12 protein-coding genes are annotated in these 17,490 nt (G+C 39.8%); 7 read left to right on the top strand and 5 right to left on the bottom strand.

Features of this window, described 5'->3' with window-relative positions:
- The first annotated feature begins 4 nt into the window (after nucleotides 1–4).
- The 3 genes from slmA to H4J62_RS02515 all read left to right on the top strand — a co-directional run bounded on the left by slmA (nucleotide 5) and on the right by H4J62_RS02515 (nucleotide 2,980).
- Nucleotides 5–589 (top strand): nucleoid occlusion factor SlmA, encoded by a 585-nt coding sequence (gene slmA, locus H4J62_RS02525; protein WP_070375422.1) that lies wholly within the window; start codon nucleotides 5–7, stop codon nucleotides 587–589.
- A 95-nt stretch (nucleotides 590–684) separates the two neighbouring features.
- On the top strand, nucleotides 685–2,157 hold the full coding sequence (locus H4J62_RS02520) for an aminoacyl-histidine dipeptidase (RefSeq protein ID WP_182214544.1): 1,473 nt from the start codon (nucleotides 685–687) through the stop codon (nucleotides 2,155–2,157).
- Nucleotides 2,158–2,320: 163 nt separating this feature from the next.
- A complete protein-coding gene (locus H4J62_RS02515; RefSeq protein WP_404842394.1) occupies nucleotides 2,321–2,980 on the top strand; it encodes a response regulator in 660 nt (219 codons plus the stop codon).
- A gap of 146 nt (nucleotides 2,981–3,126) precedes the next feature.
- On the opposite strand, the gene H4J62_RS02510 is transcribed toward H4J62_RS02515, so the two are convergent.
- Nucleotides 3,127–6,564, bottom strand: coding sequence for a PAS-domain containing protein (locus tag H4J62_RS02510; protein WP_182214542.1), 3,438 nt, complete (start codon nucleotides 6,562–6,564; stop codon nucleotides 3,127–3,129).
- A gap of 184 nt (nucleotides 6,565–6,748) precedes the next feature.
- On the opposite strand from H4J62_RS02510, the gene H4J62_RS02505 reads away from it, so the two are divergent.
- The 3 genes from H4J62_RS02505 to H4J62_RS02495 are packed head-to-tail and all read left to right on the top strand — an operon-like array spanning nucleotide 6,749 to nucleotide 11,711.
- Complete coding sequence (locus tag H4J62_RS02505) at nucleotides 6,749–7,471, top strand: TetR/AcrR family transcriptional regulator (RefSeq protein WP_182214540.1); 723 nt, start codon at nucleotides 6,749–6,751, stop codon at nucleotides 7,469–7,471.
- 28 nt (nucleotides 7,472–7,499) lie between these two features.
- Complete coding sequence (locus tag H4J62_RS02500; protein ID WP_182214539.1) at nucleotides 7,500–8,597, top strand: efflux RND transporter periplasmic adaptor subunit; 1,098 nt, start codon at nucleotides 7,500–7,502, stop codon at nucleotides 8,595–8,597.
- A 9-nt stretch (nucleotides 8,598–8,606) separates the two neighbouring features.
- The gene (locus H4J62_RS02495; RefSeq protein WP_182214537.1) at nucleotides 8,607–11,711 is read left to right on the top strand and encodes an efflux RND transporter permease subunit; all 3,105 of its coding nucleotides are present in this window, start codon (nucleotides 8,607–8,609) and stop codon (nucleotides 11,709–11,711) included.
- Nucleotides 11,712–11,805: 94 nt separating this feature from the next.
- Here the strand turns inward: H4J62_RS02495 and H4J62_RS02490 are convergent, their stop codons facing one another.
- From H4J62_RS02490 to H4J62_RS02475, 4 genes are all read right to left on the bottom strand, one after another.
- Nucleotides 11,806–12,228, bottom strand: coding sequence for a VOC family protein (locus tag H4J62_RS02490; RefSeq protein ID WP_182214535.1), 423 nt, complete (start codon nucleotides 12,226–12,228; stop codon nucleotides 11,806–11,808).
- 333 nt (nucleotides 12,229–12,561) lie between these two features.
- Nucleotides 12,562–13,002, bottom strand: coding sequence for a hypothetical protein (locus H4J62_RS02485; RefSeq protein WP_182214533.1), 441 nt, complete (start codon nucleotides 13,000–13,002; stop codon nucleotides 12,562–12,564).
- Nucleotides 13,003–13,301: 299 nt separating this feature from the next.
- Nucleotides 13,302–15,041 carry a sodium:solute symporter family protein gene (locus H4J62_RS02480; RefSeq protein WP_070375431.1) on the bottom strand — a complete coding sequence of 580 codons (1,740 nt, stop codon included), beginning with the start codon at nucleotides 15,039–15,041 and terminating at the stop codon, nucleotides 13,302–13,304.
- Nucleotides 15,041–15,292 carry a DUF4212 domain-containing protein gene (locus tag H4J62_RS02475; protein WP_070375432.1) on the bottom strand — a complete coding sequence of 84 codons (252 nt, stop codon included), beginning with the start codon at nucleotides 15,290–15,292 and terminating at the stop codon, nucleotides 15,041–15,043. Before H4J62_RS02475 ends, H4J62_RS02480 begins: the two co-directional genes overlap by 1 nt.
- Before the next feature lie 314 nt (nucleotides 15,293–15,606).
- On the opposite strand from H4J62_RS02475, the gene H4J62_RS02470 reads away from it, so the two are divergent.
- Nucleotides 15,607–17,484, top strand: a complete 1,878-nt coding sequence (locus H4J62_RS02470) for a putative nucleotidyltransferase substrate binding domain-containing protein (RefSeq protein WP_182214531.1) — start codon at nucleotides 15,607–15,609, stop codon at nucleotides 17,482–17,484.
- Nucleotides 17,485–17,490 lie beyond the last annotated feature (6 nt).

Raw genomic sequence — 17,490 nt, 5'->3', positions numbered from 1 at the left:
ATTTATGACCGTAGCGCAAAAACCTAATCGCAAACAACAAATTTTAGAGTGTTTAGCAAAAATGCTAGAAACTTGTCCTGGCCAGAGAATAACGACCGCCAAACTTGCTGCTGAAGTGGGTGTATCAGAAGCTGCGCTTTATCGCCACTTTCCTTCTAAAGCCCGTATGTTCGAAGGTTTAATTGATTTTATTGAAGAATCAACGTTTTCACGGGTGAATTTAATCCTCAGTGATCACAAAGAAGCCTTGGTGCGTTGTCATCATATTTTGCATGTTTTGTTGGTTTTTTCAGAACGTAATCCTGGCATGTGTCGTATCTTGGCTGGTGATGCGTTAATGGGCGAAAACGAAAGATTACGGACACGTGTCAATCAGTATTTTGAAAAATTAGAAACGCAATTTAAACAAGTCTTACGTGAACGAAAATTGCGTGAAGGTAAGAGCTTTAGCATTTCAGAGCAAGCATTAGCAAATATCTTAGGCGCTTATGTTGAAGGAAAAATTAGCCAGTATGTTCGTTCAGGTTTTACCAAGAAGCCTAGCGAAGATTTTAACGATCAATGGCAATTTTTAATGGCGGGTAAGTAAGTTTTGGGTAAAAATGCGACGACATAACCCTGAGCAATACCGATTTCAGTAAGTTGATAAACTAATAAGTATTAAAATAAAATTAAGGAAAAAATGTGAGTAATTTATCACAGCTTCATCCCATGCATTTATGGCAGTTATTTGAAAAAATATGCAGTATCCCACACCCTTCAAAGCATGAGCAAAAAATATCAGCTTGGATCCAAGCTTGGGCAAAAGAGCAAGGTTTATCGGTAAAAGAAGACGCCGTTGGTAATATCTTTATTAAGAAGCCAGCTACAGCGGGTATGGAAAACTGCCAAGGCGTCATTCTACAAGCGCATATGGACATGGTTCCACAAAAAAATGCTGATACCGTTCATGATTTTTTAACCGATGCTATCAAACCTTACACGGTTGAAGAAGCTGATGGACAATGGGTTACAGCAGAAGGTACCACCTTAGGCGCTGATAATGGTATTGGCTTATGCTCAGCTTTAGCCGTTTTGGCAAGCGATGATATCGCTCATGGTCCTTTAGAAGTTTTAGTAACCATAGATGAAGAAGCTGGTATGACCGGCGCTTTTGGCTTGGAGGCAGGCTGGTTAGAGGGTGATATTCTAATTAATACCGATTCTGAACAAGAAGGTGAAATCTATATGGGGTGCGCCGGTGGTATTGACGCCGAAGCTACCTTTAAATTGATTTTTGAAGATGTTACCCAAGATTTCACTTCATTTACCTTATCTCTTTCAGGTTTAAAAGGTGGACATTCTGGGGTAGACATTGATACGGGTCGTGCCAATGCAAATAAACTTTTAGTGCGATTTTTACTCGACGCAAGCCAAAATTTTGATTTGCGTTTAGTGGATTTAAATGGCGGGAGCTTGCGTAACGCTATTCCTCGTGAAGCTGATGCCAGTTTTGTTATTGCAGCAAAAGATGTGAGCGCTTTTAAACTTAGCCTAGACGATTATTTGGACAGGTTACGCGCAACATTAGGCAGTATTGAAACCGATATTGATATGTTACTTATTTCACCAGAGGTTTTCGACCAGTGTTGGAGTCTTAAAACACAGTCGTTAATTTTAAACGCCCTTAACGCTTGCCCCAATGGTGTTATTCGCATGAGTGACGATATTGAAGGTATTGTAGAAACATCGCTTAACTTAGGGGTTGTTCGCTGTAAAGGGCGTAATTTTGTAGCTATGTCTCTTATTCGTAGTTTACATGACGATGGCCGATTACTGGCCGAGTCTATGGTGAAATCAGTCTTTACATTAGCAGGAGCAAAGGTTGAATTTTCTGGTGCTTATCCCGGCTGGAAGCCTAATACAGATTCAAAAATTATGAAAACTGTCCGTGATACTTACCAGTCACTTTTTAATAAAGTGCCTGAGATTATGGTTATCCATGCCGGTTTAGAATGTGGTTTATTTAAAAACGCTTATCCAAACTGGGATATGGTTTCGTTTGGCCCCACCATTAAATTTCCTCATTCACCTGATGAAAAAGTGAATGTCGAAGCCGTTGGGCTTTATTGGCAGTTACTGGTTGAAGTATTGAAGAATATTCCAGCAAAAGCTTAGTTTTTCTGTTGTTATGCTGAAGATGTTGCCTTACTTTTAATCAAGTAAGGTGCATAATTTCAACATAATGTGATTTAAATCAAAACAAGCGTTGTTAGGCTAAGGTCTAATAAACTTTTTCTGGTAAAACCGTATACTTGAAGAAGAAAGTTTTAAGGATTAAATTATGTTCCAGCCAGAAAAAATAATAGTTGCTGACGATCACCCTTTATTTAGACAAGCGTTATTAGCTGCGCTCGATGTTAAGTTTAATAAAACTCAGTGGTTAGAAGCACAGACAATCGAGCAACTTGAACAACAACTCGCTAATAATACCGACAGTGATTTAGTTTTGTTAGACTTAAATATTCCTGGCGCTCATGGTTTTAACACTTTAATTCATGTGCGTAATCATTTTCCGCAAATACCGGTAGTGATGATCTCGGCTCATGAAGATAACGATACTATTCGTAAAGCGATGGAATATGGCGCAGCGGGTTTTGTACCTAAATCGACGCCCGTTGAAACTATTATTTACGCGATTCAACAAATCTTAGCGGGAGAAGTATGGGTGCCAGAAAGCTTTGCTCAAGCGAGTAAAGGTGATGGAGAAAGTAATATTGCCGAACGTGTGGCGAGTTTAACTCAGCAGCAATACCGCATTTTAATGATGTTTGCCCAAGGCTTATTAAACAAACAAATTGCTTACGACCTTAATGTCTCAGAAGCGACTATTAAGGCGCATGCTACTGCTATCTTTCGTAAACTCAATGTTCGTAACAGAACGCAAGCCGTTATTGCTATTGCGCCACTGAATGTTGCTGAGCCAAATATTAATCACTAACCGCAACTATTAACTATTAACTATTAACAATTACCAGTAATAGCAATGGGCTATTGCTTGCCAATTGCTTGTTAGCGCCCAACCCTCTAATTAATCACTCACAGCGGTTTGTAAAATCAATCATCAACAACCGTTGGTGATAACGATTACTCAGAATAATTATCTTGTAACTTCTTCGCTAGCAGTGCACTCATCATTGCGCGCAGCGCTGCTGGCTTAACCAGTTTTCTCATAAAGCCAACATCGGCTTTATGGGTTTTTTCTTCAATGTCACTATCGGTAGTCGCTGTAATTAATATTGCCGGAATATAATGATTACTGCTTGCACGTAGCGCTTTGATAAGGGTTAAGCCGTCTTGATTGTTATTAAGCTGGTAGTCGACTAATAAAATTTCAACTTCATTTTGATGCTGTGCAAATATTGCCATTGCCTGCTCAAAAGACTCAGCCGATAACACGTTACACTGCCAAGCACTGAGCAGTTCTGTCATGCCATTAAGTACATCAGGGTCGTTATCAATACACATTACCGTGACGTCTTTTAGACCTATTTTAGTGACTGGCTGCTCAATTTTAATATTAAATTGTCGATGTGCTTTGGTGATAGCGAGTGAGAACTTACACCCTTGCTGCTCTTTTGATGTTAACGACAGCGGGTGTCCTAATAATTGTGCAAAGCTTTGGGTAATATTCAGACCCAATCCTAAACCTCTGCTGGCATGACTTGGATTGTTTTCTAGTTGAGTAAATTGCTCGAAAACAATTTTTTGTTTTTCAAGCGGAATGCCTGGACCGTTGTCCAATACTTGCAGAATAACTTGCTGACCAACAGTTCGCGATCCTAATAAAATTTTCCCCGGACTGGCGTAGCGAAAGGCATTGCCAATTAAGTTCTGTAAAATACGGCGTAATAAATTACGGTCTGAAGTAATCCAAGCTTTACAAGAGACCACTTTAAATTCAACTTGATATTCAGCCGCCGTCGCTGAGAATTCTTGCGCCAAATCTTTAAATAAATCATTCACTGAAAATGTGGTGAGGTGGGTGGTGATATTACCGCTTTCAATACGTGCTATTTCAGCTAAGTCGGCCAGTAAGTCGTTAGCAACTTTTAAAGAATGATCGATGTTTTTGACTTGTCTTAATTGGCTTTCGCTTAAACTGCCTTGGCTACTCAAGGCTGAGGTAAATAATCTTGCAGCTTCCAATGGCTGCATTAAATCATGGCTGCAGGCTTTCAGATAGAGGCTTTTTTTAATATGTGCTTGTTCAGCCTTCTCACGAGCAGCATCTAAATCTTCATTGGTTTTTTCTAATTTTTTAGTACGTTCGGTAATAATGGCTTCTAAATCAACATTGGTATCTTTTAATACTCTTTCAGCATTTTTATAGGCGGTAACGTCAGAAAACAACATGACAAAGCCACCACCGGGTAAAGGGTTACCTTGAATTCTGATCACTTGGCCGTCAGGGTTTTCACGTTCAGAGCTGTGAGGGCTTCCGTTTCGTAAATACTCTAAACGTTTTTCAACTTGCCGACTAATTTCACCTTCGCCGCAAAGACCTCGCGTGGCGTTGTAACGAATAAGGTGCTTTATCGGGCAGCCTTTGTAAATTAACTCTTTAGGGTAAGAAAATAAATCAATATATTTATTGTTCCAAGCGACTAGTTTTAGCTCATTATCGACAATAGAAATACCATCACTGGCGTTTTCTATAGCGCTTTGTAATAAATTTTGACTGAATTTACGCTGCTGGCTCGAAGCATCTTCAACTAATACTGCAATTTCGTCTAGGGCAATATCGCGTCCATCTAAAGCCGAAGATAAGACTAAACGTGCTGAAGATGCCCCCATAACACTTGCCAGTGTGTTTTCAGTATGCAGTAATAACTGTTGATTATAATCTTGATGACTGACCTCTTTTTTCACGACACCTTGCTTAAAGTGTTTAAAACTAATTTTTGCTTTTCCCTCGCCAACAAAGCGCGAGACAAGCACTTCTAAATCACGTTCATCAATATGACGTTTTTTCTGTGAATTGAGTAGTTTAGGTGCTTGCCACTCTAAAAATAGCGATGCCTGTACCCGCTCTTGCACACTTTGGCGACTGACTTGTGATAATGCCCACATTACAAACATATTAACCGTTAAGCTAAGTAGGCTAACGGTGGTATTAGCCGATAATAAACCGCCGGTAAAAGGCTGCTCGTATAAGCCAAATTGTGGAATAAAATTAAGTAATAACCACATTGAAAAACCAATTAAAATACCCGCATATACTCCAGTTAAGCTTGCTCTTCGCCAGTAAAATGCCGCAACAAGTGCTGGGGTCAATTGCGCAAAAGCTCCAAAAGCAATTTCACCTAACGAGCTTAGCGTATCGGGTGAAGTCATCAAAAACACCCCGTAGCCCAGTAAAATAACTAAAAAAACGAGTGCTTTACGAATGTTAAGCAAGCGAATTCTAAATTCATCAAAATCGGTGTTTTTAGCTTTGCTAGCACGAAAAATATAAGGGAAAACTATTTCATTGCTCAACATCGTACTCAGTGCAATCGAAGAAATAATCACCATAGAGCTGGCAGCAGAAATAGCACCTAGAAAAGCAAACAGTGTTAACCAGGTTTGTTGTTGATGCCAAGGTAAAAATAAAACATAAGCATCTGAAGGGACACTATCACCCAAGAGCATTTGGCCCGCGATACCCAGTGGCGCAGCGAAAACCGCAAAAACTAATAAATAAAGCGGAAATATTTTTCGACTGAGTTTAGTATCTTTTGGGTCTTTAAGTTCAACGACCATGACTTGAAATTGTCGAGGTAACGATAAAAATGCCGCCATAACAATAACTAACATCGCTAACATCGACATCATATTAGGAAAGTTAAGTTGCTGCTCTAACTGTAAACTTGCTCCTGACTTGTACCAAATGTCCATGGGCGAGTCGAAGACAAAAAAAGTCACAAAAATACCGACAGCAAGAAAGGCAAAAAGTTTGACTAACGATTCAAAAGCAATGGCAAGCATTACACCTGGGTGGCGCTCGGTAACATCGATGTGACGAATACCAAATATTACGGTGAAGCCAGCAAGTACTACGCTTGAAATAAGTCCAAAGCGCCAAGTCACTAACGTTTGTTCAGCTTGAAGTTGTTGAAAAGAATAGACAATAGCTTTTAATTGTAGAGCGATATAGGGCATGGTGCCGATTAAAGCGACGATGGTCACCATAATCGCTAGCTTGTGTGACTTGCCATAACGTGAGGCGAGTAAATCAGCGAGAGAAGTTAAGTTTAACTTTAAGCTAACACGCACAATACGTTGGATAAAAGGCCAAGCAAAAACAAATAATAAAATGGGTCCTAGATAGATAGGAATATGAGAAAGAAAGTTCGTTGAGGCCTGGCCCGTAGTGCCTAAAAAGCTCCACGACGTACAGTAAACGCCTAGTGTTAGCGCATAAATAATCCCCTGACTCTTACGAACAATTTTATGGCGGTATTTGTTTCCTAAATAGGCAATAAGAAAAAGCAGGCCAATATAACCAATACTCAATACCGACAATTGCCAATTAGGAAACATAATAAATCTCAATTTTTATTTTTATACTTCTACAATACCAAGCCTTTAAGCTAATTTATACAAAACTTGGTGGGTAATTAAGCGAAGTTTTTTAAGCCATTAACTTCAGGACATTGCATTTCAACAATATTGCGATATAATCGCGTTCGAATATCATTCGAACGAATAAGTTAAAGAGGTTGCTATGGCACCCGCACCAAAATTTAGCCTTGAAGAACAAGAGAAGTTAATTCTGTTTGCCGCGGTTACCGCAATAGAAAAAAGTAACTTATTAGATTTTTCAATGTCATCAATCGCCAAGTCTGCTGGCCTATCTATGGGGTCGGTCTATAAATTTGTGCAATGTAAAGAAGACTTGCTGATTGTCTTAGCAACAAAAATGTATCAAGAAAGGTATCGGGTTGTAAGTCACGTGCTTGCACTGCCACTAACTACGCCAGAACGAATTATTGCTTTAAGCTTACTCGATTTCTCTAAAGTACAAATGTTTAGTTTTGATGATCAACTAGAAAGTATTGTTAATACACGCTCTATTATAAAGCGATGCTCACAACGCTGGCTTGATTATATGATTAATTGTAGTCGTGTCTGCGAGGATTCATTTAAAGTATTGTTGCAAACGGCAGTCGATACTAATGAACTACAGTCAGGCGTTAATGACATGGAGCAGATAAGTATTGGCGCATGGTCTTTAAATGTCGGTTATTTTCAAACGGTAAGATTACATCACAATAGAAACAGCAAACAAGATAGTGAAGCTCAAGAGGGTATCACTTCTTTATCAACAGACAATGTGCACATTCTTAATTTACAACGCTTTATCAATACCTTTGATTGGCGACAAAAAGTCAGTAAAGACGATATTGAAAAAGTAGCTATACAGCTAACTACGTCAGAGCTTAGATAACAACATGAGAAATAATAAAGGAAATACTATGAAAATCCGTCAATGGATTCTGATTATTCTAATTTTAGTTGCAGTGGTCAGTAGCTTGTATTTTTATAAGTCATCATTACAAGCCCAAGCATCGCAGGGAGTCAATATGCCTGAGCCTTCAGCAACGGTTAATGCGACTGAAGCGGTTCGTGTCGATTATCAAGAAATGCTGAAAGTCAGTGGTGAAGTACAAGCCTTTAAATCATTATCATTAAATAATGAATTCGCTGGGCAAATTACCTTGTTAAATGCACAGTCAGGACGCCTGGTGAAAAAAGATCAGGTACTTATTGAAATTGACCATCGAGATGAAGACTCGAAGTTAATTGCCGCTCAAGCACAGCTTACCTTAGCGAAAAAGACCTACAGTCGCTATCTTGTCTTAAAGAAAAACAATGAAATTAGTGCAGAACTTGTTGATCAAGCTGAAGCTGAAGTTGCATTGGCTAAGTCTGATGTAGCCTTATTAGAAACGATGATCGCCAAGAAAAAACTGAGCGCACCTTTTGATGCAAAAGTGGCCATTCACAATCTTGAAATAGGACAATATTTAGATAAAAACAGTCAAGTATTGACCTTGATTGGTATTAACGAATTTACCTGGATTGATTTCTACTTACCACAAGTTTATCAAGAGCTCGGGGTGGGATCTGTTGTTAACGTTCAACCGATGAATCAGCTTAAGTCATATCAAGCGATGATTATTGCCATTGATCCACAATTAAAACGGACTTCACGTAGCTTGAAGTATCGCGCACAAATAAAGTCTTCATTATTAGCATTGAAGCCTAATACCTTAGTCAGTGTTTATTCACCCATTGCCGCCGAGGCTTCGCTAATATCAGTACCTGATATCGCCATAACACGAGATCCACTAGGAAGTTATGTTTTTATACTTGAAGCTGAGGGTGAAGGTGCTTATCGGGCTAAAAAAGTTAAAGTGACTTTGGGTGATCGCAATGATGACCGGGTAATGGTGTTGTCAGGCCTCAATGAAGGACAATTAATTGCTACAAAAGGTGCATTTAAATTGTTCCCACAAATGAAAGTTTACCTCGCTGAGTCTTTGTCAGCGAGCACTGCTGATAAGAAATAGCGAGTTATGATGAAAAAAACTTCAAATCCAATTTCACACAGTAAAGCATCGGTAATGGATATTTTTGTTCGCCGTCCTGTTGTCGCGTTAGTTTTGTCTATTATTATTTGTTTAGCGGGACTTTGGTCAATCAGTAAGATCCCCGTGTTGCAGTTTCCAAAGATAGAGAGTGCTTCGTTAGTTATTGATACCTATTACATTGGCGCTTCAGCTGAAGTGGTGCAAGGTTTTGTTACTGAACCGATAGAGCGAGCTGCCGCAACGGTGCCTGGTGTTGAGTATGTTGAGTCTAAAACGACTTCAGGCAGCAGTAAAGTTACCGCGTGGCTCAACTTAAATGAAAATAGTACCTTAGCATTAGCGGAGTTAACCGCACGTTTAAGCCAAATTCGCTATGAATTACCCACAGGTGCGCAAGACCCCATAGTCTCGGTGAGTCGTGCAGATCGTCCTTTTGCTGTCTTCTATCTGAATGTTAATGCTAATGGTAATGACTTATCAAAAGTCACTGATTACTTAACCCGACAAGTTAATCCAGTTTTAAACGCCATAGAAGGTGTGCAACGTGTTGGTATTGAAGGGGCAAGAACGCCAGCAATGCGCATCTGGTTGAATACCGAAGCGCTTGCAGTGTTTAACTTAAGTTCGACAGAGGTTTACCAAGCATTAGCAACCAATAACAGTATTGCAACTATGGGCTATGCTGAAAATAGCCGACAGCGCATTGATATTGTTGCTAACAGTCAATTAACGTCAGTGACTGAGTTTGAGCAATTAGTGGTGGCAAATATCGACGGTGCTACCATTCATTTAATTGATATTGCTCGTGTTGAAATAGCGGCAGAAGATGCCAGCGTTACGGCAAGGCTAAATGATAGTGACACGGTTTATATCTCAATTTGGCCCTTACCTGGCGCTAATGAAATTGATATTGGCGATAGTCTTTATAGTAAAATTGCCGAATTAAATAAAACATTACCTTTAGGTATGTCGATAGATTTTGCCTTCGACGGTACACTTTATATGCGTGATGCGTTAAGTGAAATTTTCATTACTTTAATGGAAACTGTTATTTTAGTCGGCTTGGTCGTTGTCTTACTAATGGGGTCATTTAGAAGTGCGATGGTGCCACTTATTACTATTCCTATATCTATACTTGGCGCGGTAGCCGCGATGTCATTTATGGGTTTTTCGCTTAACTTATTAACCGTGTTAGCGATTGTATTATCGGTAGGTTTGGTGGTTGATGATGCGATTGTGGTGGTGGAAAACGTTGCCCGTTTAATGCGCAAAGGTTATTCAAAATTTGACGCTGCTTTAGAAAGTTCACGTCAACTACTTGTTCCCATTATTTCGATGACCTTAACGTTAGCTGCGGTCTATGCTCCTATTGGATTTTTATCAGGGTTAACTGGGGTTTTATTTAAAGAATTTGCTTTTACCTTGGCTATTGCGGTCATTATTTCAGGGATTGTCGCGATTACTTTATCATCGGTGATGAGCGCACATATCTTGCCTAAAGGGGGTGAAGAGGGGTGGTTAACACGAAAAGTGAATAAACTCTTTGATAATATTCAACAGGCTTATGGCAAATTACTGCAACGTATTTTTAAGTGGCAAGGGCAGGTTTTTTTAATTGCGGCTGTGGTTTCTTTGCTTTCAGTGCCTTTTTATTTGCAATCAAAGAAAGAGCTAGCGCCTGTTGAAGATCAAGCGAGTGTTATGTTTGTCGTTATGTCACCACCTGACTCTTCATTAGCGTACAACGTTGCTCAAATGGGACCTGTGGTGGAGACCTTACAAGAGATTGAAGGTGGCTTGAAAGTTTGGCAATTACTCTTTACTTCTGGTGGATTTGGCGGCTTAGAGTTGGTCGGTGCTGACGATCGTAATTACTCTACACAAGAACTTATTCCAGAAATGTATGGCAAATTGGCGCAAATACCCGGTTTGAATATGTTACCTATATTACCCGGTTCATTGCCAACCGCGGGACAATTTGAAATTGAAATGGTGGTTAAATCTTCGGCATCCTACGCTGAAATGAAAAACTATGCTGATCAATTAGTGGGAGCAGCGTTTGCCAGCGGTGATTTTCTTTTTGCAGACAGTGATTTAAAAATAGATTTACCCCAAGTTGAATTACAACTAGATCGCGAAAAAATTGCTGATTTGGGGCTTAATGTTGCTGATATTAGTCAACAGATGGGCATTCTATTGTCGAGTAACTTCGTTAACCGTTTCGATGCTAACGGTAAGGCATATCGTGTTATTCCAATGGTTGATAATAATATTCGGGGTAAAACTGAAGAGATCTTAGCGTTAAATATTAAGATACCTTCGGGAGAATTAATACCCGTTTCGGCTGTTGCTGATTTAACATGGAAAACCGTACCGCGTGAATTATCAACTTTTGCTCAGCAGGCTTCATTTAAAGTTTATGGTGGCGTTGCGCCAGGCGTTAATAAAGAACAAGCGCTGTCAACACTAGAAAATGCGGCGAGAAATATGCTACCTACAGGTTACAGTATTGACTATGCCGGAGAATCACGTCAGCTTCGCAAAGAAGGCAGTACCCTAGTGATGGTATTAGGTGTTTCATTATTGATTGTGTTTTTAGTTTTAGCGGTACAATTTAATAGCTTTAGAGACCCGCTTGTGGTGCTTTTAGGTTGTGTACCCTTAGCGTTGTCGGGAGCATTACTTTTACCTTATATTGAGTTAACCACCATTAATATTTATTCACAAATTGGTTTGATCACCTTAATTGGTTTAATCGCTAAAAATGGTATTCTTATTGTCGAATTTGCGAATCATGCTCAAATAGCTGGCGCCGATAAATTAGCGGCGGTTACAGAGGCGGCAACGACACGTTTGCGACCAATATTAATGACGACCGCGGCAACTATTTTAGGACATTTTCCTTTAGTATTGGTGACGGGAGCTGGAGCAGAAGCGCGAAACAGTATCGGTATTGTTTTAGTGGCGGGTATGTTTATTGGCACACTATTCACGCTGTTTGTTTTACCGAGTTTCTATTTGTTATTCGCCGAGCGTCGACAGGCTTCAGTCGAAAATAGACCCGAGATGGCTATCGCTAAAAGCGAAGCTTAGTCACGGCTGTTGTTGTTTAGTAAGAAAGGGCGTTACTTTATCAAGTAACGCCCTTTTTTTTACGCAACAAACGCAGTTAATACTTTAAGGGGGATCACTCGTCGCCACTGTTTCGTTGTTGAGGAATATCACTAAAGTATTGGACAAACTCTACTTCAAAGCCATTGGGGTCAAGAAAATATAAATTAGCTCGGTGTGTATGCTCAACGCCTTCTTTATGTACGCCAAAGCCTGCCTTTACTAGTCTATTTTTTATTGCTGTTAAATTATCAGTCACAAAAGCAAAATGCGCTAAACCTACTTGATGTCCCAATAAATCTCGATTTTTTCCAATACCGTTATCGTTGAAAGTAAGGTATTGATAGTCGTCACCAAAGTGTACCCAATTGCGATCTACGCCAGACCATTGTGAAATGCCCTCAGCTCTTATTTTCCAATGAGGAAAGGCTGCTTGGTAAAATGTCAGTGTTTGTGGAATGTCGTTAACGACTAAATTTAAGTGTTCAATGTGCAGCATAAGTATCCTTGTTTACTAACAGTGAAGAAACGATGAAAACTCAGCTTAAGCTGAAGTAAAAGGTTATTTCTAATAAGCTTGAAATTATATTATGCCAATTAAGTCCTAATGGACAGGGTGAACACTGAAGAAGTGAATTTAATCATAGACAACGTTGCTTAGCGTGATTAATTTGGGGGTGTAATAAGATGTCGTGGCGAATGATTGTTCAGATAATGAGTTGGCTTGGTGTTAGTCATGTTATCAGTGGTTGTTTTTATCAATGAATCGTTGTCATAAATACCATGACAACGATAAATTAACGACCTGCTACTTGTGGGGTTATCGGTGGTCTTAGTTAAGTGTTTGCGTATAAAACTCAGAAAAATATTTACCGCCCTTAATTTCAAGGATTAAACGTAATTTGTAGCTTTGGCCTTTATCTGCAACCAAACGACCAAGTGGTGTTTCGCGCTTCCAGTAATAAGGCGAGTCTTTCATGCCGAGTCGAAAGGACGTTGCTTGGTTTTCTTTATCGACGAGAAATAAAGTCGCGGTGTCGATAGGAAAAGTAGAATTAACGGTCGTTACACCCTTATCATCCATAACATTTACTTCAAATTCTCCTGATTTTAAAATACATTTTTGCTGACTAACGTCACAATGTCCAAAGGGAACTAATTCAAAAGCGCGCGCTTGACTAGCACTATTCTCTTCCCATAAATCAGCTAAGGCAAAGCCTAAAATGGTCAGGATAGGGGCAACGATAATAGCTGTTTTAGTGTGTTTGTTCATAAAGCTTCCTATGAGTATATGTTACTTCGTCATGCTGAATTTATTTCAGTTGTTTAACTTGAGATCTTGAAATGAATTTAGGATGACGCCGACTTAGCTAGTTAGGTTTTAGTTCTGCAGCCCACTGAGTCAGTTTAGTTTTAATCATAACGGCCATTTAGCCCGTTCGGTGTTAAGTATTATGTCTGCTTAAGCAGAAGAATTTACTCATTATATCGTAATAAGTAAATATAAAGCCCTATTTATACAAGTTAAATAGGGCTTTAGTATTATTAATCAAAAAGTTGTCGTAAGACTAATTAGTGATCATGTGCTGCTGAAACACCACCGTGCGGTGTACGGAAGTTTTCAACCATTTGTTGGATATGAGCGGGTGCTGGACCTGTTACTCTTAATACAGCGAAAGCAACTGCAAAGTTAACAGCAGCGCCGACTGCACCAAAGGCATTAGGAGAAATACCAAAGAACCAGTTAGGACCCATGTCACCTAGGAAAGAAGTGCCTGGGATAAACATAAAACCTTTGTGTTGGAACACGTATAACATAGTTACACCGATACCCGAACACATGCCCCAAACTGCTGCTGGACCACTCATCTTCTTAGCAAATATACCCATCATTAGTGCAGGGAATATTGACGATGCGGCTAAACCAAAGGCTAGCGCCACCGTTCCTGCGGCAAAGCCAGGCGGATTTAAACCAAGCCAACCAGCAACCATCACTGATATTGTCATCACAATTCGACCTGCGAGTAACTCATCTTTCTCTGACATGTCAGGTGTTAAAATACCTTTCAATAAATCGTGGGAGATAGAGGAGGATATCGCTAATAACAAACCAGCGGCAGTAGATAACGCAGCAGCTAAACCACCGGCGGCAACTAAAGCAATAACCCAGTTTGGTAAGTTTGCGATTGCTGGGTTAGCAAGTACCATAATGTCACGGTCAACTTTAACCATTTCATTGGTCGCTTTATCAGCAGTATATTGTATTTTGCCATCGCCATTCTTGTCTTCGTATTGTAAAAGACCAGTTTTTTCCCAATCTTTAAACCATTGTGGACGTTCAGCATACTCAAGGTTCTGACCGGCTACGGGTTCAATAGTGTTCATTAGGTTTAAACGAGCCATTGCGCCAACTGCCGGAGCAACTGTGTATAACAAGGCGATAAAGACTAATGCGTAACCTGCAGATTGACGTGCAGCTTTAACTGAAGGAACGGTAAAGAAGCGCATAATAACGTGAGGTAAACCGGCAGTACCTATCATCAGAGATAGAGTATATGCGAACATATTTACTGAGCCGCCCATGTTGTCAGTGGTGTACTCTTTAAAGCCTAATTCAGTAACAACTAAGTCTAATTTATCAAGTAAATAAACACCGCTACCGTCAGCCAACGTTGAGCCTAAGCCTAACTGTGGAATAGGGTTACCCGTTAACTGTAGTGAAATAAAGACTGCAGGAATGGTATAAGCAAAAATCAATACTATGTACTGAGCAATTTGCGTGTAAGTAATACCTTTCATACCACCCAATACGGCATAAACCCAAACAACGAACATACCGATGTAAAGACCTAAATCGTAATCAACTTCTAGGAAGCGAGAGAAAGCAACACCCACACCTTTCATTTGACCAATGATGTAAGTTAATGACGCTATGATTAAACAAACAACGGCAACAACACGTGCTGTTTTTGAGTAATAACGGTCAAAAATAAATTCAGGTACAGTGAACTTGCCGTGCTTACGTAAGTAAGGAGCAAGTAGCATGGCCAGTAGTACATAACCACCAGTCCAACCCATTAAGAAAACTGAGCCACCATAGCCAAGGAAAGAAATCATCCCTGCCATTGAAATAAATGACGCGGCACTCATCCAATCGGCACCAATTGCCATACCATTTTGTAATGGGGTAACACCACCACCAGCAACGTAAAAGTCACTAGTTGAACCGGCACGAGCCCACCAAGCAATACCAAAGTAAACGGCGAAAGAACCGAACACAGCAATGTATGTATAGAGTTTTAACTCATCCATTATGATTCCTCGACGTTATATTTTTTATCAAGATCGTTCATTTTTTTGGTGTACCAAAAAACTAAACCGACAAAAGTGTAAATTGAACCTTGCTGTGCAAACCAGAAACCTAGTTTGTAGCCACCGATACGTATTTCATTTAAAGGTTCTACTAATAGCAAACCGAACCCAAATGAAACGACGAACCAGATAACAAGACTTATAAATATTAGGCGCAGATTTTCTGACCAATATGTCTGTTTCTCTTCCATTATCCTCTCCTAGCAACTTAACTTATCTGGGTTTTAGCCCAGTTATTATGTGAAGCGTTTATTATTTTTTTACGCTTGATTTATCACCTGTTTTACCAATTAAGGCAGTAGTTACGTTTACTATTAATTCGGATCGCGATAAAACCAAAATCAAAATTCATAGTGAAATTTAACTATTATTGACACTAACAAGGTTTTTCGAATTGAGGTATTACACTTTAGTCTAGATTTTATACTTTAGGGTTGACGTAAGCGGGCTAAATACACTAAAAATAGCTATCTACTAAGTATGTTTTGTTAAAGGCTGAAAGAATATGGATCATGAACTCGCCGAGATTAGTGCTTTCCTTCAAGCGATTCCGCCATTCGACACCCTACCCGAATCGGTGACGTTACAATTAGTCAAAGAAATAAATATTTGCTACGTAAGGGCCAAGCAACCGTTACCACCTAATGGTATCGAGGAGGCGCGTCTTTATATCTTACGCAAAGGTGCTTTGGTTTATACCGACCATAATGGCCAGTTAGTGGGAAAATATACCGAAGGTGAAATTTGCAGTGTTTTTTGTCGACCCGCACAACGCAATGAAGTGGAGGTAAATACTGAGGAAGACACTTTACTGTACAGTCTTGATTATCAAACTTTGCTGTCTTTAGTTGCAGACTACCCACAAATAGACGCTTTTTTCATGCAAACAGCTGCAGAGCGTTTAAAAGGGAAAATGAGCAAGGTTAATGAAGACGCGATTATTAATTCTTCACTGATTAATAACCCCATTAGTCAATTTTATCATCAACCAGTATTAACCATTAACAGTCATCAAAGCATACAAGAAGCGGCGCTAAAAATGACTGAAAAAGATATTTCTTGCCTAGTCGTAATCGATGATAAAGAAAGTGGTGTCGGTGCACCCGTTGGTATAGTCACCGATAAAGATATTCGTCGACGTTGTGTCGCTGAAGGGTTAAGTTTTACCCTGCCAGTCAGCGAAATTATGACCACAGATATGGCAACGTTACCCGAGCAAAGTAGCGCTTATGATGCGCTTATGTTGATGACTAGCAAGCGTATTCACCACCTTCCTATTACTGGCTTTAGTGATTCTGGAGAGTATGGCGAACTAGTGGCGATGGTAACTATCACGGACTTAATGAATAATGAAGGCCACAATGCCGTCAATATCACCAGTATTATTCGTAAAGCGGCGACCATTAACGATTTGATCCGTATCAGTAAATTAATACCAAAATTACAAATTCGTATGGCTAAACTCGGCACCAGCGCTGATCATATTGGTAAAAGTATTAGCGCGATAACGATGGCATTTACGATTCGAATTATTGAAATGTCAGAAAAAATCAATGGTAAAGCGCCAGTTCCCTATGCATGGGTAGCTTGTGGTTCTCAAGCAAGACAAGAGCAGCTTGCCCATTCTGACCAAGACAATGCTTTAATTATTTCTGATCAGGTACAACCTGAGCATGAAGCTTGGTTTGAAAACCTCGCCTCGTTTGTTTGTGATGGTCTTGCTGCCTGCGGTTTTATCTTGTGTCCTGGCGATATCATGGCTTCAAACCCTAAATGGCGACAACCACAAAAAATGTGGCATCAATATTTTGAGCAATGGGTGAATACTCCAAGCCCACAGGCATTACTCAATGGTAGTGTCTTCTTTGATTTTGCTACAGTACATGGCGATGATTCTTTACTTAACGAAGTACGTAGCAAGCTGCTGGCAAAAACCAAAGGTAATAGTTTATTTCTCGCACACTTGTCTAGAAATGCTTTGATGCTGAGGCCACCACTGGGGTTTTTTCGGGATTTTGTGTTAATTTCTGATGGCGAGCATAAATCGAGTCTAGATATTAAGCACAATGGTATAGCGCCGATTGTTGATCTGGCAAGAATTTATGCGCTAGCCGAAGGGATCGCATCAGTGAACACTATAGAGCGCCTTAGAAAAGCAGCCGGAAGCCCTTCTATTTCTAAAGAGTCGGCGGCTAACTTAATTGATGCTTATGAATTTTTAGGCATATTGCGTTTAGAGCACCAAGCCAATTTACTTCAAGCAGGTAAAGAGCCAAATAATTACTTGTCACCGAAAAAATTGTCTAAGCTCGAACGTGAACATTTAAAGGATGCTTTTAAAGTCATTAAAGCATTACAAGACAGCAGACAGTCAACGTACTAAGGTTAA

Source organism: Colwellia sp. BRX8-5 (assembly GCF_014077325.1).
Taxonomy (GTDB): domain Bacteria; phylum Pseudomonadota; class Gammaproteobacteria; order Enterobacterales; family Alteromonadaceae; genus Colwellia_A.
The sequence above is the reverse complement of the archived record's forward strand: the minus strand, read 5'-3'. Positions and strand labels throughout refer to the sequence as shown.